A 20,675-nucleotide genomic window follows, 5' to 3' on the forward strand; every position below is an offset into this window, starting at 1 on the left:
GTATATACTAATACTTATGCATAATGCAATTTTAAAGCAATGCTATTTGTATATCGGCAATTTTCCTTAAGTATTGGAGTGGATGTTTTTAATAGCCATTTTCACACTTGAAACTGACGCTACATAAGTGCTACTTACTTTTATCGCTCGCCTTCAAAAATGGCTGTATTAATAATGCGACTACTGTTGCATTTGATTTATTAGCAGGTACGTCTTTTTGGCCTATTTTTAGTGTCTTGTCATTGCAATTAACAGTTGGAGTGTAACTATTAAACAACTTATCCCACCAGGTGACACTAAACCCGTAGTTAGAGTTTGACTCGGTTTTAGCCTGACTGTGATGTATGCGGTGAAGTCGCTGCGTTATAAGAATGATACTTACCCTGTCATCCCATTTTTGCGGTAAACGTATATTGGCATGGTTGAAAAGCGAAAAGCCATTTAACGCCACCTCGAATAGTAAAATAGCTAAAATCGGGACCCCTAAAAGCACAATAGCAAACGCTTTCACTCCTAGACTTATTGCAATTTCAATTGGATGAAATCGCAGCCCTGTTGTAGTGTCAACATGGCTATCAGCGTGATGCATTTTGTGAACGCGCCATAATATCGGAACAACATGAAAGAGCCTATGCTGCCAATAAATGATCACATCCAATAACAGTACACACAAGGTTACTTCCAGCCAATAAGGCACCAGTGTTTCTAACGTATTTATGTTGAACAGGCCAATATGAGCTTCTTTCGCCCATAACGATACGCCCACAAGTGAGCTAGGCAACAGTAAGCGCGCGGTTACAGCGCCCAATATCACCATACTCAAGTTTGCAATCCATCGCTCTTTTCGACTAAGTACTGCCTTTCTTGCTGGTTTGTAAGCTTCAATAGCGCCCATTACGGCAAATACACCAAGAAAAATGGCAAGACGGACTTGAGCGCTACTATCCATGAGATACGTCTTTCTTTATCAGTTCGCTTTGCTCATGCTGTTTTAAGGTTCTATAACCACCAGCAATTCGCGTTACCACAGTTATCAAACACGCACCGGCAAAAACGTATGCCAATATAGGGAAATAAATTGGCCAAACGCAAAAGGCAACAAACACCAAAATAGTCTCGCTACCTTCTGTTAACCCTTGCATGTAGTAAAAACTCTTATTGGTAAACTGAGGCCTATCAATTTGAAACTTTTCAGCGGCAATTGCAAAAGCCAAAAAGCTGCTACCGGTTCCTATAAAGGTTGCTAGTAAAACAAGAGCAGGAGCGCCCCAATCAGCAGGGTTTGCTATTCCAAAGGCAAGTGGAATAGCGGCATAAAACAAAAAGTCGAGACAAATATCTAGATAGCCCCCAGCACTACTACTGCAGTTTTGATGGCGTGCTAATTCGCCATCTATGCCATCGCATATTCTATTGATTGCAATACATACCAATGCCACACCAAACCAGTTCAATATAATAAAGGGCGCCGCGAGTAAGCCGAAGACAAACCCAAATACGGTGACTTGATCGGGCGTTACATTCCGTACATTCAAAAACAGTACAATAGGTTTAAGCAAGGGCTTAATTAGCGGTGTAACTTTGGCATCTAGCATGGTGTTAACTCAATAATGTCGCCCTTTGCAGCAGCGGCGTCATCTGCATCATGCGTAACTAATAGTGCAGCAACGCCCTGCTCTTTCAGTGTTGCAAACGTCCAAGTTCGTATGTGCTCGCGCAGCGCGGTGTCTAGTTTACTGAAAGGTTCGTCCAGCAAGACCACTTTTGGTTCTGATGCTAAAGTTCTAAGCAAAGAAACTCTGGCTTGCTGCCCTCCGGATAACGACGACACGGCGCGTTTTTGCAAGCCGCTTAAGTCAACAGCTTCAAGCATACCTAAAATTGCCCTTTCACGAGCGCTCTTTGTTGTATATTTTTTAGGTGGTAACCCAAATGCGATATTGCCCTCTACCGTCATGTGATCAAACAAAAGTGCGTCTTGAAACATGTAGCCCACTTTACGCCTGTAAGCCGGCACATTATTCATGGTTTTCCCGTCAATTACTATGTTACCCAATAGGGTAAATGGCGAAGCTAGCTGCCCAGAGATAGCATGCAGCAAAGTAGATTTACCCGACCCACTTGCGCCCATTACGCTAAGGATATGGCCCTTTTCTACACTTGCGTTAATACTAAGTAGCGCCTTGTCGTGTCGATTGATAGTAATTTTATCTAGCAAAAGGCGATGATGATTATTTGCCATTTAAAACCTCACTTTCTTTACTTACACTGCTCAAAACGCCGTTTTCTCCCCTTTTTCTATTAACCAATAATGTTGGAGCCCACCACGCAATTATAAACGCGACCAAGGGTAAAAGAGCTTGAATAATGAGGTACACCGCCGTCACTCTGCTACTGTTTCCTGAAGCAGAGGCAACGGCTTCAGTGGTAATAGTGGGTAACGTACCGCCCGAAGCGAGTAATGTCGGCAGATATTGGCTGAAGCTTATAGAGGCACCCAGTGCCCACGCCACTAAAATAGGTGAGGTCAAAAGAGGCAGTTTTACATGAGTAAACACTTGCCAAGGTGTTTTCCCCAAACTCTGCGCCACCATGGCATAACGGTTATCAAACTTTCTATAAGCCACAGCCAACGCCATAAATACATAGGGTAAAACATAAACCAAATGAGCGATGAAAGTATGAAACCAAGTGGCAGAGGCAAGCACAATTTGTTGCAGCCACACTAACCCGTAGAGAAAAGCGACACCCGGTACTAGCAAAGGAAGAAATAGCGCCAGTGACAACACTAATGTCATTGTGGATTTTGTGGGTTTTAGCAACTCACTTTCTAACGCAAGTAATACAATAATGACTGACGACACACTCACTGCCACACCTAATAAAAGCGTATTTACAATGGGAGGCAACATACCGCCCAACACGGTTTGCCAATGAAGCAAAGTTAACCCTGAAGGATAAAGTGCAGGAAAAACCCAATACTGTGCCACAGAATGCATAATGACTGAATAAACCACTAAGCCACAAAGCACAACGTACAACCCTACTATGCCCGCGGCTTTAGTTATTATGAAGAAATCAAAAAACGTACGGGTTCCTTGTATTCGCTGACTACTCGCGACCTTACTTACTATTTTCTCAACGAATATAAACGTCAGCAGCGCTAAGCAAGATACGCCCACCTGTAAAATAGCAGCGGCAGAGCCCAACAACCGCAACGACAAATCGATATGGTTAAACCAGTAGAATACAGCGACAGACAACGTACTAGGGTTGTTAGGCCCCAAAATAAGTGGGATCTCAACATTTGATGTTGCAAACACGACCACTGCTAAAAGGGGCAAACGAATTTGTCGATAAACTAGCGGTAATACAAGCTTCATAAAACTTGCGATTGGCGTGTACCCGCAAGAAGCCCCTATTGCTAAGTAACTTTTAAACTTGTGACTAAGTTGAGGTTGCGACATCACGCTCATCGCCATTAGCACAACGAAAGGCAGTTCCTTAAGCGTAAGCGCAAATAAAACACTTAACCCAAGCTCGTCGTAGGGAAACGCAAAACTCCATTTCGACATCCCTGCCGACACCATTACGCCTTCGCCAGATGCTGTGAATAGCCGTGCAATAATACCTGAAGGACTGATAACAAATAAAAGCGCAATAGCTGTTGCTGCATGAGGAAGAGCAAGTAATGGGCTTAATAAGCCTTGCAGGTAGCGAAAAGCCTTAGTTTGATAGCTCGCGGCCAGTAAGAAAAAAGCCCCTGCAATAGACAATAAAGTGGCGCCTAAGCCAGTAAAAAGCGAAAGCCACACCATTCGACCTAAGCCATCGACACTGTTCAGCTGTTTAAAAACATCAAAAGAAAAAGTGGTCGCACCAAGCACTGGAAAGTAGCCGAGCGCAGGAAATACCACACCAATTAGCCCTGCCACAACAGGTACCACTAACACCACCAACAATATCCAGCGTGCCAGAACGGTCAAACGAGTGAACATCAGTACCTTGCTCCGTAACGTTTAAACCAAGCATCGCGCAACGCGTCTGTCCAACTTGCATGCGGCTCTGCAAGTAATGGTGTTGATAATGTCTTATCCAACGCTGACGCATGTGGTGTGTCTTGAATAAACAGCTGACGTTGCGCTTGGTTAAGCTGCGTCATATCAAGCACAGTATCGTCACCCCATACGGTTAATTTTTGTTTTTGGGCCTGTGCCTCAGGAGACAATAAAAAATTCACCACCGTCTTCGCTGCATTTTTAGAAGCGGCATTGAACGTAAGCCCAATAAAATGCACATTCGCTAAACTGCCGTCATGCATTGCATAGGTTCGAATATCTAACGGTAAATCAAAACGCTCAACCGCACTTGGAATTTCAGCAGCCGTAAAAGAAAACGCCAGTGACAATTCACCACTACCCATTAAGCGTTGTAACTGAGAGGCTTGGCGCAACATAGTTTGCCCTTTACGCCACATCAGTGGATGTAACTTATCAAGGTATTGCCATAAAGCAAGAAGTACGCGTGCTAACGCTTCTGGCGAAACAGGGCTATAAAAATCATCTAGATATTCTTTGTTTAAGGTAAGCGCAGCATACTTCAAAAAAGTAATACCTAAATAATCATTGGGTATGGGGTAAGTAAACCTACCCGGTGCTTTCTGCGCAAAAGTCAGTAAGGCTTCAATGGTGGTTGGCGCTTTTAATGACAGTGCCTCTAAATGAGATTGTCGATAATAAAACACCATTGATGCTTTACCCCAAGGCGCTTCCATGCCTAACGTGGCTTCACCAAAATCTGTCACCATGGCTGCATTTTGCTGTGGGTTGGTTAACGCAAAATTCTCTATACTACTTACCCATTCAGGCTCAAGTAACCCATGCTGTTTCATAGCTGCAAAATTTTCACCATTGATCCAGATAAGATCTACACTACCTTCACTATGATTGCCTGCGGCTTTTTCCGCCAGTACACGAGATACCGCATCGCTGGTATCTGCCAGTTTTACGTGTTGTAAGTTGATGTTGTATTCTTTCTTTACCTGCTCACTCACCCACTGCAAATAACCATTAACTTGAGCACTGCCGCCCCACGCGTGAAACCGTACAGTTTGAGGCTCTATTTCATCGCTTGTCACCCGTCGCGTGGATGCAGACTTAGCGGGTGTAGGCGTAGCATGTGGAGATTGACTGGTAGTTAATTGATTGGTAGTTATTTGATTGGTAGCTATTTGATTAGCTTTGGACGCAAAACTAGCAAAAAGCATAAGCATGAGTACTGCGATTACCTGTCGTATTCGGATAGCACTTACGCCGAACATTGTTGCTTTATCTTCAAGCCTCAATACTAACAACCTATTGGGTAATATCATTTAGTCGCCAATCGTACTCATTAAATGAAATCGACATGTCACCGCTTATTAGTTTGTTCGCTTGCATTTCACTCAACCCTAATGCGTCACTGTATAATCCGATAAATGCTTTAACTGAATGTGCTCCCTGCCATCCTTGCTCGAAGTCATCCCCATACCAAGAAAATATTTTCGACAAATATAGCGTATCATCCAATACATAATTTCTAGTTTTGTCTGCCAGAAAGCGTTCTGTTTGACCTTGTAACTGTGTTTCGAGTTTCTCTCCTGTGTAGCTTTCTTCGCGAAGCGCTGGGCAACCTATGCTGGCACAGTTAACGGCAAAATGTATACGTGGCTCTTGGTACTTGTTATCCCCTCGAATCAAATTATGTTCAATATCATCCAGCGTACGAATTTCGCCTAAAAGCGGCGCTATTTCTTTTTTCCAAGGAGAAGAAAAGAAACTGCCCAAATCACGAATAGAAGTTATGTCTGGGTACTCAGTTAGAATAAGTGCAATGGTATGCGCATTGTATGCATTAATAAGAAACGCAAGTTGATGATTGTCACTCCAACTATCAAATGTTGTTTGCTCAACTTTTGTTAACTCTGATAAATAATCATCTAGCAAGGGTTTATCACGCATAAACCCCGCATAATCAACTTGTGTACTCGCGCCATTATCAATGGTGATGACATGCTTTCTTAACAGGCTATCAAACCCACTGTGCAAATTTTCATTGGCAAATGAGCATGATGCAAAAAAGCTTAACCAACAAACCAGCAAAATGCTTTTTTGCTTAGAAATCACGATTTTTCTTAGTAAATGGGTCGGAACCATTATCTTTCTTGATAAGTCGCCCACAAGCCTGCTATTACTGAATAGACACATTATCAGCTCCGTCGCCAAGCGTGAAATTTCTCAACGTATTGCAACAGTTTCTCAGGCGCATTAGCACGTTTCCAGCTGCCGGCTGCATATTTTGCACCTTCAGCCCATGTTGGATAGGCGTGGATAGTGCCAAGAATTTTGTTTAAGCCTAAGTTGTGCTTCATGGCCAACACGAATTCCGCCATTAAATCTCCGGCGTGCTCACCCACTATAGTCACGCCTAAAATCGTATCTTTCCCTGGCGGTGTTAACACCTTAATAAAGCCTTTTCGCTCACTCTCGGTGATAGCTCGATCCAGTTCTGCAAACTCAAAGCGGGTAACTTCAACATCAATACCTTGTTGGGCAGCTTCTCGCTCATTAATCCCCACACGGGCAATTTCTGGGTCGGTAAACGTCGTCCATGGAATAACGCGATAATCAACTTTAAACTTCTTGAAATTACCAAATAGTGCATTGACTGCCGCATACCACGCTTGATGGGCAGCCACATGGGTAAACTGGTAAGGGCCAACCACATCCCCTGCCGCATAAATATTGGGCATGAGCGTTTGAAGATACTCGTCGGTTTCTATGGTGCGATCAAACTTAATGCCCAATTCTTCAAGGCCAAACCCAGAAAGTCTCGCTTTTCGGCCCACGGCAATAATGACGTCATCATAAACAAGTGCGTGCTCAACACCATTGTGCTGAACAACCAATACCTTTTCGTCACCCTGACGCTCAAATCGAAGGGCCTTGTGTGAGGTAAGCACATTCACACCGCTTTCTTTAAGAGTGCTTGCAGCAAAATCAGCCACATCAGTGTCTTCACGCCCCATTAATTGCTCTGCAAGTTCTACCTGCGTTACATCGCTGCCAAGACGCGAAAAGGCTTGCGCTAACTCACAGCCAATGGGGCCGCCACCAAGTACAATAAGCTTTTTCGGCGCTTGCTCTCGCTCAGAGAATGCCTGCCACAACGTATCAGACGTAACATAACCACTTTCTTCAATACCAGGCATTGCCGGTACAAAAGGGGCGGCACCGGTTGCAACTACAATATTTTTCGTGGTTAGTCGTTGAATTTCTCCCGTGTTATGTTTTATTTCTACTGTCCAAGGATCCACAATGGTGGCATAGCCTTTTACCACGTCAACGCCCAACGAGGTGTAACGCTCTACACTGTCATTTGGCGCAATGGTTTGAATAACGTCTTGTACCCGCGCCATAACATGTTTGAATGAAAAACTCGGCTCTATTGCGTCTAACGCGTACTTTTCAGCATCGCGCATTTGATGCGCCACTTTTGCTGTTTTAATTAGGGCTTTACTTGGAACGCACCCATAATTTAAACAATCGCCCCCCATTTCACCGGCTTCCACCAATGTTACTTTCGCTTTCACTGCTGCTGCAATATAGCTAGTTACAAGACCACCTGCACCAGCACCTATTACAACCAAATTTCTGTCGAAAGTTTTCGGCTTAGTGTACCCCTTGTAGACACGACGACGATTAACGATGGCAACAATCCCTTTGGCTATCCATGGGAAAATACCCAGCAGTATAAATGAGAAAATAAGACCTGGCGACACAATACCCGACAAGCTAACTATTTGCGCAAGCTGTGTTCCCGCATTAACGTAAACAGCGGTTCCCGCAAGCATACCTAACTGACTTACCCAATAGAATGTCCACGTTTTAAGAGCTGTTAGCCCCATTAATAAATTAATTAAAAAGAAGGGAAATACAGGCACTAGTCGCAAAGTGAATAAGTAAAATGCCCCTTGCTTTTCAACGCCTTTATCAATGTTGTTCAGTTTGTCTTTGAACTTGGTACGCACCGTATCGCGCAAAATAAAACGGGACACCAAAAACGCTAGGGTCGCGCCTATTGTTGATGCGAAAGACACAATAATTAGCCCTTGCAGCAAGCCAAACAAAGCACCAGCTGCTAGGGTTAAAATTGCTGCGCCAGGTAGCGATAATGCAGTAACAGACACGTAAACAGCAAAGAACACACCCATGCTTAAAAAAGGGTTTTGCGCAATAGCCTGTTGAAAGCCATTAAGTGAACCTTTCATTCCTTCTAGGGTTAAATAGCTATTTAAATCAAAGTAAAAGAACCCTGCTATGGCGACTATTATCAGCGCAAGAAGGAAAGCGTTTTTTAAACATGTTTTACCCTTTAATTAAAATACGTATTGTGCGGTCAACTGAGCATGGCGTGGCACGTTTGGCATTACTAAGGTTGCACCAAAATAGCCCCCTTCAAACAACGGTTGCCAGTTTTCTTCATCCGTCACGTTAATCACATCTACCCGCAAACGCAGTGCATTCGTTACAAAATAATCCGCACTTAGGTCAATACTGTACTGGTCGCGGATCATGACGGTTTGCAAGAAATCGAGTGGAAACGACTTAGTGTAAAGCGCACTCGCACCAAAGCGTAAATCGGCGGTAGCTTGCCAGCCAACATTCAAAGAGGCGATTTGTGGTGGAATGCCTTGCACTCTGCTGTCAGAGGGAGCAAAAGCAGTAAATGATGGCGAGCCAACGCCTGTTCCTTCAATAATATCAGGGCGGCTATTGTCAAACGCATCTGCAACTTGAGAGGTGCCCTGGAATGCTGCAGAATCATCAAAACGCGCATCCAAATAGCTGTAAGCCGCATTCACCCAAATATCGTCGGCCTGATAGAACACTTGAAGCTCAGCGCCCTGTGTTTTTATACCACTGTTACTGCCATCGCGATTGCGCAAACTACGGGTTTGATCAAACACCGACGCCTCGGCATACCATGTGTTACTGGGTGCGTATTTAACACCAACCTCGTACAAGGTATTTTCGGTAGCAAAATTTAAGGGGTTAATTTGATTATCTCCCCCAAGTACCGTTCCACCTCCCATGCTGTTTGAGGTAGCGTCATTTTCTGAAAACGCAGCATAAACATTAACGGCTTGGGTTAACTTGTACACTGCGCTTAATTGATAGCTTGTAAGCGTATCATTAAATGTATCTGACGCTGCTTCAACACCCTCTGGCGCCAGAGGGTCTCTTGCTTCTACATCGTAATAGTCAACGCGAACACCGGCGATGGTCGACAGTTTTTCTGTCCACTGAGAACGTTGCTGAAGTGCAAGCCCAGTTTGCCATGTTGTCGAGTCAGTGGTGTCAGATAAGTTGAAATCACCAGAGCCATCACCATCCAAATCGTACTGGGCACCTGGCGAAACAAACACACCGGGGCGCAACTCCACAAGGCGCGCCTTTTGTGCATCGGTAAGCGGGATCACGCGATTTAAAAGCGGGCCTGTTAAATCAATAGGGTTATCTGCTTCTGTGGTAAATTGGCTGTAGCCAAGCACATCGTTATAGCGCAAGGCCAAGCCAAATGTGGTGGTTTGCGTATCATTCCAACGTACGTCAATTTCGGTGCGATTTTCAAACGTATCAGCGCCATCAATAATTTCTACGAAACTATTTTGCGCAATTTCTTCTCGCTCTAAGTATTGATAGTATGAAATGTTTCTTAGTGTAATCATGTCATCGAAGTGATATTCAAGATTACTGCGTAAAACGGTAGTTTCAGCGCTATTAATATCATCGGGGTTAGTAAACACACGGCTTCGAGGAATTACGACTTCACCCGTTGGAGAGATGATCGCACCAGCTCCGGGCACAGTACTTCCATTGGCTTGAACACCTTGACCTGTAATGTATATGCCGTTATCAATAAGATCCTGCGTTGGGCGGTTTATACCCGCATTATCTGGGTAATCTGTATCATAATACTCAGCGCTTATATCCCACACCACGTTATCACTTGGTGTTGTGCGATAGGCAACAAAAAGGTTTTTACTCTCACGCTCAGCATAGTCATAGAAACTATCGTGATCGAGGTATTCTGCACTAATTCGTATACCACTTTTACCTTCTTCAATCGCGGTACCGAAATCAATTTGAGTTGAATATTGGTCCCAACGACCAGCCCGTAATGTCACCTTCCCTTTTTGCCCGTTTACAGGGGCTACTTTGGTTTGCAGGTTCACAAAACCGCCATTGCGCTGTGTGCTGCCAAATAAAATAGGCGAAGGCCCTTTTACTACATCTATTTGTTCAACACTGTTGAACGATACGGGTAAGCCGAAGCCGTTGTTACCTGCTTGTCGGCGTATACCATCTTGAAATAACTCTCCAAGCTGACCTCGAATACTGGGCAAACTGGGTACACCAAAGCCACTTGGTGAATAAGCGTTAGGCGCGGCTTTCACAATATCGTGTAGGTCATCAATATTAAGCTGCTCTATTGCATCTGCTGATAACGACGTTACAGAACGGGGCGTTTCTGCCACACTTAGCGAATCGCCAAAAATACCTTTTAAAGCGTTATCACTTGGATTCAACGTACCTAGACTTTGTTTGTTTCCCTTAACTTCCACAACTTCAATATCTGATACTTGTTGTGCAGCAAGGCCATGACTTACAGCAAGGGCAAGTGAACTAAGTGCAATACCAATCGCTTTTTTCATTTTGAATTCCATAGATTTTCTGTTCTTGCTCGACAAGACCGATACGTCGCTAGAAAACTTTCAGCGCACTTTTAATTAAAAAAAAGAGGATTTTGAAATTTTCCTTTTACTTCACCGCTCTATTTCGGTCACAACATTTAACAAACAATGGAATTATCATGCAACACACGGCACCTCAAACCTTAAACCGATTAACGTGGGCACTTTTCGTCCTTCGCATATCTGTTTTTATCGTCATGTTTGTCTGGACACTCGACAAATTCGTTAACCCAGCCCACGGAATGAAGGTGTTTGAGCACTTCTACGGCATTGGCGGTATGCAAACCACTATGGTTTACCTACTAGGCGCATTACAACTGGTATTAGTACTGGCTTTTGTCGCAGGGTTTGCCAAGCGATATACCTATGGACTGGTGTTTTTACTGCACGGTGCGTCTACCTTGTCGTCGTTTCCGTTATACATAGACGCGTTTAACAATTTACTGTTTTTTGCCGCATGGCCTATGTGGGGTGCTTGCTTTACCTTGTATTTATTACGCGATGCCGATACGCGGTTTATCTTACTGAAACCCTAGCTACGTTTATTACAGTTTGTATCTATCGCTTGGCAACAGCGCAGAGTTGTTGCCATTCGTTTTCTACTACTGGCATGATACTTAAGCGGCTACCTTTTTTTACCACACCAAGCTCGGTGATAGTCGGCATCGATTTAATGGTGGAAAGTGGTATTACACTGGGAAACTTTTCTACAAACTTCACATCTACACGAAACCACCTAGGGTTTGTTTCACTCGATTTAGGATCGTAATATTTAGACTCTGGATCAAATTGAGTAGTATCAGGATAGCCAGCCTTAACCACTTCGGCTACCCCTGCAATGCCTACTGTTTTACAACTCGAATGATAAATGAATACCTTGTCGCCAAGGGCAATATCGTCGCGCAAAAAATTACGCGCCTGATAGTTTCTAACCCCATCCCATGGCTCAGTCTGCTGTGGGCGATTGGCTAAGTCATCAATAGAAAATGCGTCTGGTTCTGTTTTAAAAAGCCAATAACCCATGTATACCTCTATTTTTCAAATATTTATATGTAGACAAATTAAAATAACACGTAATTGTAAACGTTAGTATGTAATAAGCGTTTGTAAACAAGGCCAGAGTGATTTTCACATACACTACCCCATTAATTTAATTACACTGCTATACCTTCACAAGTACATCACTGCTATAATTACGCTTCAATTCTGAAAACCTGCAAAATGCACGTTTCAGCTAATTCTCTGTTTATCTAGATGTGATTACTATGCAAGCCACCATTAAGGCCGAACGCGGTCTGTTTTCTTATCCAAAGTACTGGCCTCACTGCCTGGGTACTGCACCATTTTTACCTATGTCGAAGGAGGAAATGGATGCCTTGGGATGGGACAGCTGCGACGTTATTCTGGTGACAGGTGACGCTTACGTAGACCACCCGAGTTTTGGCATGGCAGTTATTGGGCGTGTTTTAGAAGCACATGGTTTCAGAGTCGGTATCATTGCTCAACCCGATTGGACGAGCAAAGACGACTTCATGAAATTGGGTAAACCCAATCTGTATTTCGGTGTAACCGCTGGCAATATGGATTCCATGATAAACCGCTACACGTCAGATAAAAAATTGCGACACGACGACGCCTACACACCTGGCAATGTAGGTGGCAAACGTCCCGACCGTGCAGTTACTGTTTATTCTCAGCGCTGTCGAGAGGCCTTCAAGGGCGTACCTGTAATTATTGGTGGCATTGAAGCCAGCCTTAGGCGTATTGCCCATTACGATTATTGGAGCGAAAAAGTACGTCGCTCGGTATTATTTGATTCCAAAGCAGACATGCTGTTTTTCGGTAATGCTGAACGCCCTCTAGTTGAAGTGACTCACCGTCTGGCTGCGGGTGAAGACATTGCTGACCTGCGTGACATTCGCGGTACCGCTATTATCGTTAAAGAAGCCCTTCCCGAGTGGCAAGGCGTAGATTCAACGTCATTAGACAGGCCGGGTAAAATTGACCCAATTCCAAGCCCTTATCAAATGGAGCCGGAATGCGATAGTCAAGAGAAAGATACGAAGAGCAGCGAAGCCCCTGAGGCCGCTCCCATCGTTATTCAACCTGCGCAAAGGGAAAAAGAAAAGCGCAAACCATGGGAAAACGTGTACGTTAAGTTGCCTGCTTTTGAGACAGTAAAAGACAACAACGTGTTGTACGCCCATACCTCGCGTATTTTACATCAGGAAACCAACCCCGGCTGTGCTCGCGCGCTCATGCAACGTCACGGCGACCGCCATATTTGGATAAACCCACCAGCAATGCCATTAGAAACCGACGAGATGGACGCGGTTTTTGATTTACCTTATCAGCGTGTTCCTCACCCTGTTTATGGCGATGCCAAAATACCCGCTTATGACATGATACGTTTCAGTATCAATATCATGCGCGGCTGCTACGGTGGATGTACTTTCTGTTCTATTACAGAACATGAAGGGCGTATTATTCAAAGCCGTTCTGAAGATTCTATTATTCGTGAAATCGAGCAAATTCGCGATACCGTTCCCGGCTTTACCGGTGTTATCTCAGATTTGGGAGGTCCAACGGCTAACATGTATCGTCTTCGTTGCAAAAGCCCTAAAGCTGAAGCAACCTGTCGTCGACCTTCATGTGTTTACCCAAGTATTTGTGCGCACATGGATACCGATCACAAACCAACTATCGACCTGTATCGCCGTGCGCGCAACTTACCCGGTATTAAAAAGATTTTGATAGCTTCGGGTGTACGTTACGACCTTGCGGTAGAAGATCCAGAATATGTAAAAGAGTTAGCCCTTCATCACGTAGGTGGTTATCTAAAGATAGCGCCAGAGCACACCGAAGAAGGTCCACTGTCAAAAATGATGAAGCCGGGTATGGGCAGTTATTACCGCTTTAAAGAGTTGTTCGACAAGTACTCTCAAGAAGCAGGCAAGAAACAGTACCTTATTCCGTACTTTATCGCTTCGCACCCGGGTACAACCGATGAAGATATGCTGAGCTTGGCGATTTGGCTTAAAGAAAATAAGTTTAAACTGGACCAAGTTCAAAACTTCTATCCATCGCCGATGGCCACCGCTACCACCATGTATCACACCGAGGTGAATTCACTGCGTAAAGTGACCAAAGACAGTGAATCAGTACCGTCGGCAAAAGGCGAAATTCATCGCCGTTTACACAAAGCGATGTTGCGCTATCACGACCCTAAGAACTTTGCGCAGATCCGCGAAGCGCTTGTAAAAATGGGCAGAGAAGACTTAATTGGGCGAGGCCCGCAGCATTTAGTACCACCAGAAACTGCGGATGAAAAACGCCAAAAAGCGCAACGCGGTCGACGGGGAGAGCGAGCATTAACCAAACATACGGGTTTACCACCACAGTTCCAACGTAAGTCCACCAATAAAAATGGCGGAAAAAGCAACGGAAAACCAAGGACTTCTGGACATCATGGTAGTAAAGGCAGTAACGCGGCTAATGCCAATAACACCAGTAATACCAATAGCACTGGCAACGGGGGTAAAAATAAGCCCAATAGTCGTAAGCCCAGTAATCGTAAGCAGCGCCAGCATGCTGGACCCAAAGGGTAATTAATTCCAGCTACCCGTTTATAAAGCAAAAAGCCGATTTAGTAATTCATACTAAATCGGCTTTTATATTTTACGCGTGTTGTTATACCAAGCAGCTTATACCAACCAGCCTATACCAACCCGCTTAGGAGCTTTCCCTTTCAAAGTGAGTCAAAATCTTAGGCGGATTGGTATTTCTCAGCTATTTTTCAATTCACGTGTGGAGTATCATTCGCGTGACGAACACGTCACGCTGTTACTTCTGAGTCTGTTATACCTTGCGCATTTTGCTGATTGAGTACTTTCTTATCTCGCTTAATGAGCACGGCACTGCGATACAAGCTCCACACGACATAAACTGCCATAGGGCCGTTCAACTGTAATGACGATACTGTGAAGAATGCACTGCCATTAACAACAGCATATGTCACCAATAAAACAAGTACACCAATACCTGAAAGTGCCAACCAATATGGTTTCGTCAGAGTTTTTAGTGTTGCTGCGAGCACGCAATTCAACAGCATTACACACCAGAAGACGGCAATAAGCGAGCCTGTAAAAAAACATATCTGCAACGCCGGTTAATGCCAAAGCACCTACACTGCCCCACACCGTTGCATACCACAATCGGCTAGCCAGAGGTGGATGTGCTTTCTTTGACAACCATATTTCCATTCCAGAAACACACAACATGGTTAGCATGACCCCAAGGACAAAGTACAACCATTTGCTGATAAGCCCTGCAAAATCACCGAAGTGCAAGCGATACATTGACCATACTAACTGTTTGCCCCACTCTCCGTGCTCATAGCCTGAAACACCGATGAAGTTTCCGGCAGTATCAAATCGATAACCTTCTGCATAAATCATCTTATTGGGTGCCTTCGCGTATATCTCAATAAATTGCTCTGGCTCGCCCACCTCATGCACAGTAAGGAAAATAGGTGATTTTTCTGGAGCAAGTTCACTCATTTGTGCAAAAGCTCGACCGATAGCGGCCTTTCCTTCCTGTGGAGTTAGCACTGGATCAGGGGTAAAAATTTGCTCGATTACCGCTTCTCGATCCCCATCGTAATTCAACGACGCGACTACAATTAAAATAACCCCAGCCAAACCAAAATATGCACCAGTTACGGCAATAATGGTGTGAAAAGGCGCTGCCCATAAGCCAAAACGATTGTGTAAATCGATTTGCGCTTGCTGACCGTTTCCGCCACGACGTAGTTTAAATGCATCTTTTGCAATGCGTTTATGCGCAACGACGCCCGTTACTATCAACGTACAAATAATAGCACCAAGTGCACTGACCAGAATCATACCCCAGCTATTTGGTAAATTGAGAGATAAGTGCAAGTCCACCAACATTTCGGTAAAAGACACGCTTTCTTTTTCAATTAAATTGCCTTGCGTATCGGCAAAATAGGCAGCATGGTCGTTTTCTACGACAAGCCTGGGGATGTCCGAAGTAGGAAACACCACATAAAGATGGTGTGTTTCTTGGGTGTTTTGCGCTAAGAATGTATCCATGGCCTTTTCAATAGCAGCCGGAGACACATTGTCCATTTCTTGAATATGCGGCTGTTCCCAGCGTTCAAATTCCAAGTGAAATACAGCAATGGTGCCAGACAAACACACCAAAAACAGGAGGACACTTAAAAATACACCTACCCAGTTATGTGCATTTAATGCATTTTGTTTTGTTATCTTATCCATTTTTAACACCTACATGGGTAACAGCAAAAGAATTGGAACACTGACACTCGCTAAGACACCGTATGCCCCTAATACAAAGAACTTCCTTTGTGTTACCAAATAGTGATAAACCATCAAACCCCAAAAGATAGGTAGCAATACAATTCCTGCCCCTAATTTCCCTGCCATAGAAAAAGGTAACAATGCACAAAATCCAAGCGTACTTAACACACTCACCACAAGTAAAAATACCAAAATAACAAAATAGTTAACGGCATTACCCACTACTGTTTTTCGTGAAAAATCAAACTTTCTTGGTGCTGGGCTATTTTGGGGTGCCGGTAGTTGAGTCTGATTTAACGCAATAAAAGGCCACACCATCAATGAAGGGATACACAACGCGTACAGCACGCCAAATTCCCACCCTTGCGCGAAGGACCAACAAATTGTGGCAACAAGCCACAACACTAACCCTGCATATAACATAGGCGACGTTTGTGCCCGCCAGCTTTTATAAACGGTAGCCACCGCAGCGAGTGTCAAGCCACTCGCAGCAAATGTAAGCATGATTACTCCTTAGAATGCGTAAGTAACTGATGCATTGATGGTTCTTCTTACACCAGGGAAACAGTCGCCACGTGTAAGACAGGAAGTAAGATATTCTTTGTCGGTTAAATTTCTCACATTCAGCTGTACATCAATGTCATCAGAAAACTGATACGCCAACATTAAATCAGCAAGAGTATAACTTGGTGTCACATATCGAATTGACGCATTTTCAGAAACACTTTCACCCACATAACGCAGGCCTGCGCCTAAACGTAGCCCAGCAAGTTTTGCAGGCTCATAATTCAGCCATAGCGACGCATTGCTATCAGGCTGTGCCGATAGTGCAAAACCATTCGGATCTTCGGCGTTCATGGAAGACGCTGCAAATTGCGCAGTTACTTCATCGAAAGTGACACGCCCTTCAATCTCTACTCCGTCAAGACGGGTAATGCCTTGCTGCTGTGCAGCTTCAGATGGCAGGCTATTTGGGTTGGGTAAATTGGAAATTTCAATGTCGTAGTAAGCTACTGTTACATAACCAGGGATAGACGAAAATGCCCACTTAATACCGGCTTCATACTGTCTACCTTCTTCTGGCTTAAGCTGGTTACCATTAACATCAAGCCCTACAACGGTTTCAAAAGACTCAGCGTAGCTAACATAAGGTGACAGGCCATTCTCAAAGCGGTAAAGAATTCCAGCTGAATAAGATGTCTGATTGTCATCTTGCTTTATTAAGCCTGTATTGTTTTCAACACGGTCGTGTCTTAACCCTAAGGTGAAACGCCAGTTTTCAACGGCTATTTGATCTGACAAATAAAAGCCAACATCATCGACTTCTTGGGTTGGAGAGTCGCGATAAATAGCATCGAAAACACTTTGATCTGGCGCCCCAGTGAAAACAGGGTTTGCCAAATCTAATATATAGCGGAAATCTCCCTGCAGTGCCCCACCCCCTGCGTAATACGCAGAGTTTGTGTCAGTTTCAACTGCTTGATATTGCACACCCGCCAATAGTTCATGCTCTAAGCGCCCAGTAGCATATTGCTTGCTTAACCTTACATCTATTGCTTGCTGATTAAATGTGTTATCGGCTTGATAAAAGGTACGTGGGACAAATGTATCAGTTGGAGCAATTGGTGCGCCAACAAAAGCGTTAAGATAGCGAGTTCCACCGGTAAAAGCAGTCCATGCTTGATGGTAATCGGCATCGCCATCTCGCCATAATGCAGTAAACGACATAGACATAGTGTCGTCAAAATAGTGTTCGCCCAACACCGTAATTTGGTTAGAAGAGGTATCGAACTTATTAAAACCAGGCTCACCTGTGTATACGTCTTGATCAGGTAAGTATGTGCCGTCTGCCAGAGGAAGTAGCGTACCTTCTACGGGAATAAACTGGGCGGCTGTGTCACTTTCTGTATCTTGAAATAACCCCATTAGGGTAAGTGTTGTGTTGTCACTTGGCATAAAAGAAAGTGAAGGCATAAGCACATGTGTATCATCAGTAACATGGTCAACCTGTGAATCTGAATCACGATAAAGGCCGACAAAACGCCCTATCCATTTGTCATCTCCTGATACGCTACCATTTATATCAACACCAAGTTGCGCCCGTGAAAAACTGCCATAAGACAAGACCACTTCATTGCCCTTATTAAGCTTGGGCGTCTTTGATACATAGTTAACGATACCACCGGGTGAACCCTGACCGTAAAGCACTGAAGCAGGGCCTTTTAGTAACTCAACTTGTTCCATAGTATACACTTCGGCACGGGTTGAATTGTAACTCCCGAATAACTCTTGAATTGAATCACGATAACGGGGAATACTTAACCCGCGTGAAGATACTGAGTCAACGCGAGTTGCATAGCCATAGGACTCACCTGTTACCCCTGCCATGTATGTCGCCGTTTGCGATAAATTTAACGCGCCTTTTTGCTTAAGATCTAAAGCAGTTTCGATGGAAATTGTTCGGGCGAGCTCAACAATTGGTGTGTTTGTTTTAGTAGCGCCAAAAGGACTACGCGTTCCCACCACTTCAACCTTTTCAATAGCCTTTTCATTATCGTTTTCAAGGTTATCGCTAACGACATTTTGAGCATACGAAGGTGTAGCCAGTGCAGAAGCTATCGCTAAAAAAATAAGTGTCTTATCCATAAGGCAAGTTGTCTTTTATCTAGTAAATTAATTGATGAAGATAATTTACCAAAATTTTATGCAAATGATAACCAGTATCATTAACATTATTTCTATAAGTTATAATACAAATACAAAAAAGCAGAGACACTTTCATGTCTCTGCTTTCCACATGCACTAGAAAGAGAGTTACTGCTTACGCTGCAACTGACGCATCTTCGCTTTCATCTACTTCATGACTAAGTAAATATTCAAATGCAGCGAGCGATGCCTTCGCGCCCTCGCCCATTGAAATAACAATTTGCTTGTAAGGCACAGTGGTTACGTCACCCGCCGCAAATATGCCAGGCTCAGAGGTTTGGCACTTAGTATCAATAACAATTTCACCATGCTGTGTCGTTTCTACCACGTCTTTCATAAACTGGCTATTTGGTACTAGGCCTATCTGTACAAACACACCAGATAGCGGAAGGTTTTGCACTTCTTCAGTAGCACGGTCTTGATATTCAATACCATTCACTTTGCCGCCTTCTGCCGTTATTTGGCGAGTTGCTGCATTTTTAATGATGGTAATATTGTCGCGTTTTAGAGCTTGATCAACCAATACCTTATCAGCTTTAAGTTCTGGCATGAATTCAAAAACGGTAACCGACTTTACAATACCCGCTAAATCTAATGCAGCTTCAATACCTGAGTTACCACCACCGATAACCGCCACGTCTTTACCTTTGAAGAAGGGACCGTCACAGTGAGGGCAGTACGCCACGCCGTTGCCTACATTTTCTTTTTCACCAGGAACACCCAGCTCTCTCCAACGGGCACCTGTCGCAACAATTAAGGTTCTGGTGCGGATCTGCTCACCTGATGACAGGGTTATTGTCTTAATATTGCCTTTTTCAATGGTATCAACGCGTACGTGTTCTTTCAGCGTAATGTCGTAATCGCGCACGTGCTCCATCAAGTTGCCAACAAGTTGAGGACCTGTTGTCTTAGGTACCGAAATAAGGTTTTCAATACCCATAGTATCTTTGACTTGTCCACCGAAGGTTTCAGCAACAACAGTTACTTTCAAGCCTTTACGAGCGCTGTATATTGCAGATGCAACGCCTGCTGGGCCGCCACCAATCACAGTAACATCTTGTAACGGCAACGCTTCGCCTTTATTAGCACCTTTAAGACTTGGATCGCGCTCTAGTAACTTATTGATAAGAACCGATGCGTCAACTTTACCATTAGCGAATAATTCGTCATTTAAGTAAACGCTTGGCACACCTTGTATGTCACGCTCTTGAATAAGATTTTGGTATAAACCACCGTCTATCATTTCAGCTTTGATATTTGGATTTAACAGCGCGAATTGGTTCAATGCTTGTACAACTTCAGGGCAGTTGTGACAGCTCAAGCTAATAAACACCTCAAAGTGCATTGGCTCGTTCACCGCTTTTACCATGCTTTTCACGCTATCATCTAATTTAAGCTCTGTGCCGGCAGCATGAAGCATCGCCAATATCAATGAGTTAAATTCGTGGCCGCCAGGAATACCTGAAAAACGAATTCCAGTATCCTCGCCATCAGCTTCTAATAAAAAGCTAATTGAGCTGCGCAATTCACCATTGGTGTCGCGCTCTTCTACATTTAATTTATCGCTAACGCCTGCGATGTCGGACAGAAACTTAACGAGCTCCTCGCGCTTGCTATGTTCACCGGTCTGTACGACAAAGGTTACGTTTTTCTGCATTGTTTCGGTATAGCCTTTCAATGCTTGTAAAATTTCTTTAGTTAACACGGTTATTCTGCCTTATTTTCGACACGCCGATCCCCGCTGACCTTTGCTTATGGTCAACCAAAAAGCGGAAAAAGGAATTAGAGATTACAGGAGCGGCAAGCCGCTCCTCATGATTTTTAATACTTAC

16 protein-coding genes are annotated in these 20,675 nt (G+C 44.0%); 2 read left to right on the plus strand and 14 right to left on the minus strand.

From position 1 onward, the window contains the following. Positions 1-130 precede the first annotated feature (130 nt). The 8 genes from EYR97_RS05670 to EYR97_RS05705 form a co-directional block, all read right to left on the minus strand. Entirely contained in the window at positions 131-949 is an 819-nt protein-coding gene (locus tag EYR97_RS05670; protein ID WP_131092852.1) for a sterol desaturase family protein, read from the minus strand. Beyond that, positions 942-1,595 carry a CDP-alcohol phosphatidyltransferase family protein gene (locus tag EYR97_RS05675; protein WP_131092853.1) on the minus strand — a complete coding sequence of 218 codons (654 nt, stop codon included), beginning with the start codon at positions 1,593-1,595 and terminating at the stop codon, positions 942-944. The genes EYR97_RS05670 and EYR97_RS05675 overlap by 8 nt, the downstream gene beginning before the upstream one ends. Further along, entirely contained in the window at positions 1,589-2,242 is a 654-nt protein-coding gene (locus EYR97_RS05680) for an ATP-binding cassette domain-containing protein (protein WP_131092854.1), read from the minus strand. Before EYR97_RS05680 ends, EYR97_RS05675 begins: the two co-directional genes overlap by 7 nt. Next, positions 2,232-3,998 carry an ABC transporter permease gene (locus tag EYR97_RS05685; RefSeq protein ID WP_131092855.1) on the minus strand — a complete coding sequence of 589 codons (1,767 nt, stop codon included), beginning with the start codon at positions 3,996-3,998 and terminating at the stop codon, positions 2,232-2,234. Before EYR97_RS05685 ends, EYR97_RS05680 begins: the two co-directional genes overlap by 11 nt. Further along, positions 3,998-5,371: an ABC transporter substrate-binding protein gene (locus tag EYR97_RS05690; protein ID WP_131092856.1), complete on the minus strand. Its 1,374-nt coding sequence runs from the start codon at positions 5,369-5,371 to the stop codon at positions 3,998-4,000. The genes EYR97_RS05685 and EYR97_RS05690 overlap by 1 nt, the downstream gene beginning before the upstream one ends. After that, positions 5,355-6,194: a DUF547 domain-containing protein gene (locus EYR97_RS05695; protein ID WP_404840948.1), complete on the minus strand. Its 840-nt coding sequence runs from the start codon at positions 6,192-6,194 to the stop codon at positions 5,355-5,357. Before EYR97_RS05695 ends, EYR97_RS05690 begins: the two co-directional genes overlap by 17 nt. Before the next feature lie 53 nt (positions 6,195-6,247). Continuing rightward, positions 6,248-8,308, minus strand: coding sequence for an FAD-dependent oxidoreductase (locus EYR97_RS05700; protein WP_165477985.1), 2,061 nt, complete (start codon positions 8,306-8,308; stop codon positions 6,248-6,250). Positions 8,309-8,416: 108 nt separating this feature from the next. Continuing rightward, a complete protein-coding gene (locus EYR97_RS05705) occupies positions 8,417-10,756 on the minus strand; it encodes a TonB-dependent siderophore receptor (protein ID WP_131092859.1) in 2,340 nt (779 codons plus the stop codon). A gap of 158 nt (positions 10,757-10,914) precedes the next feature. On the opposite strand from EYR97_RS05705, the gene EYR97_RS05710 reads away from it, so the two are divergent. Continuing rightward, the gene (locus tag EYR97_RS05710) at positions 10,915-11,331 is read left to right on the plus strand and encodes a hypothetical protein (protein ID WP_131092860.1); all 417 of its coding nucleotides are present in this window, start codon (positions 10,915-10,917) and stop codon (positions 11,329-11,331) included. Between the two features lie 22 nt (positions 11,332-11,353). On the opposite strand, the gene EYR97_RS05715 is transcribed toward EYR97_RS05710, so the two are convergent. Continuing rightward, a complete protein-coding gene (locus EYR97_RS05715; protein ID WP_131092861.1) occupies positions 11,354-11,818 on the minus strand; it encodes an EVE domain-containing protein in 465 nt (154 codons plus the stop codon). Positions 11,819-12,060: 242 nt separating this feature from the next. Between EYR97_RS05715 and EYR97_RS05720 the strand changes: the two genes are divergently transcribed. Then, positions 12,061-14,403, plus strand: coding sequence for a YgiQ family radical SAM protein (locus tag EYR97_RS05720; protein WP_207308042.1), 2,343 nt, complete (start codon positions 12,061-12,063; stop codon positions 14,401-14,403). A 227-nt stretch (positions 14,404-14,630) separates the two neighbouring features. Here the strand turns inward: EYR97_RS05720 and EYR97_RS22205 are convergent, their stop codons facing one another. From EYR97_RS22205 to ahpF, 5 genes are all read right to left on the minus strand, one after another. Beyond that, positions 14,631-14,816: a hypothetical protein gene (locus tag EYR97_RS22205; RefSeq protein ID WP_258313204.1), complete on the minus strand. Its 186-nt coding sequence runs from the start codon at positions 14,814-14,816 to the stop codon at positions 14,631-14,633. After that, positions 14,794-16,095: a PepSY domain-containing protein gene (locus tag EYR97_RS05725; RefSeq protein WP_242634913.1), complete on the minus strand. Its 1,302-nt coding sequence runs from the start codon at positions 16,093-16,095 to the stop codon at positions 14,794-14,796. The genes EYR97_RS22205 and EYR97_RS05725 overlap by 23 nt, the downstream gene beginning before the upstream one ends. Before the next feature lie 9 nt (positions 16,096-16,104). Beyond that, positions 16,105-16,641, minus strand: a complete 537-nt coding sequence (locus EYR97_RS05730) for a hypothetical protein (protein ID WP_131092862.1) — start codon at positions 16,639-16,641, stop codon at positions 16,105-16,107. Between the two features lie 9 nt (positions 16,642-16,650). Then, complete coding sequence (locus EYR97_RS05735; RefSeq protein WP_131092863.1) at positions 16,651-18,783, minus strand: TonB-dependent siderophore receptor; 2,133 nt, start codon at positions 18,781-18,783, stop codon at positions 16,651-16,653. A gap of 175 nt (positions 18,784-18,958) precedes the next feature. After that, entirely contained in the window at positions 18,959-20,548 is a 1,590-nt protein-coding gene (ahpF, locus tag EYR97_RS05740) for an alkyl hydroperoxide reductase subunit F (protein WP_131092864.1), read from the minus strand. Positions 20,549-20,675: the final 127 nt, after the last annotated feature.

The sequence above is a fragment of the Alteromonas sp. KUL42 genome, assembly GCF_006538325.1.
GTDB lineage: Bacteria > Pseudomonadota > Gammaproteobacteria > Enterobacterales > Alteromonadaceae > Alteromonas.

Bases quoted from the DNA above. Each gene is read 5' to 3' on its own strand.
- EYR97_RS05670 (WP_131092852.1), bottom strand. From the start codon at position 949: ATGGATAGTAGCGCTCAAGTCCGTCTTGCCATTTTTCTTGGTGTATTT.
- EYR97_RS05675 (WP_131092853.1), bottom strand. From the start codon at position 1,595: ATGCTAGATGCCAAAGTTACACCGCTAATTAAGCCCTTGCTTAAACCT.
- EYR97_RS05680 (WP_131092854.1), bottom strand. From the start codon at position 2,242: ATGGCAAATAATCATCATCGCCTTTTGCTAGATAAAATTACTATCAAT.
- EYR97_RS05685 (WP_131092855.1), bottom strand. From the start codon at position 3,998: ATGTTCACTCGTTTGACCGTTCTGGCACGCTGGATATTGTTGGTGGTG.
- EYR97_RS05690 (WP_131092856.1), bottom strand. From the start codon at position 5,371: ATGATATTACCCAATAGGTTGTTAGTATTGAGGCTTGAAGATAAAGCA.
- EYR97_RS05695 (WP_404840948.1), bottom strand. From the start codon at position 6,194: ATGGTTCCGACCCATTTACTAAGAAAAATCGTGATTTCTAAGCAAAAA.
- EYR97_RS05700 (WP_165477985.1), bottom strand. From the start codon at position 8,308: ATGAAAGGTTCACTTAATGGCTTTCAACAGGCTATTGCGCAAAACCCT.
- EYR97_RS05705 (WP_131092859.1), bottom strand. From the start codon at position 10,756: ATGAAAAAAGCGATTGGTATTGCACTTAGTTCACTTGCCCTTGCTGTA.
- EYR97_RS05710 (WP_131092860.1), top strand. From the start codon at position 10,915: ATGCAACACACGGCACCTCAAACCTTAAACCGATTAACGTGGGCACTT.
- EYR97_RS05715 (WP_131092861.1), bottom strand. From the start codon at position 11,818: ATGGGTTATTGGCTTTTTAAAACAGAACCAGACGCATTTTCTATTGAT.
- EYR97_RS05720 (WP_207308042.1), top strand. From the start codon at position 12,061: ATGCAAGCCACCATTAAGGCCGAACGCGGTCTGTTTTCTTATCCAAAG.
- EYR97_RS05725 (WP_242634913.1), bottom strand. From the start codon at position 16,095: ATGGATAAGATAACAAAACAAAATGCATTAAATGCACATAACTGGGTA.
- EYR97_RS05730 (WP_131092862.1), bottom strand. From the start codon at position 16,641: ATGCTTACATTTGCTGCGAGTGGCTTGACACTCGCTGCGGTGGCTACC.
- EYR97_RS05735 (WP_131092863.1), bottom strand. From the start codon at position 18,783: ATGGATAAGACACTTATTTTTTTAGCGATAGCTTCTGCACTGGCTACA.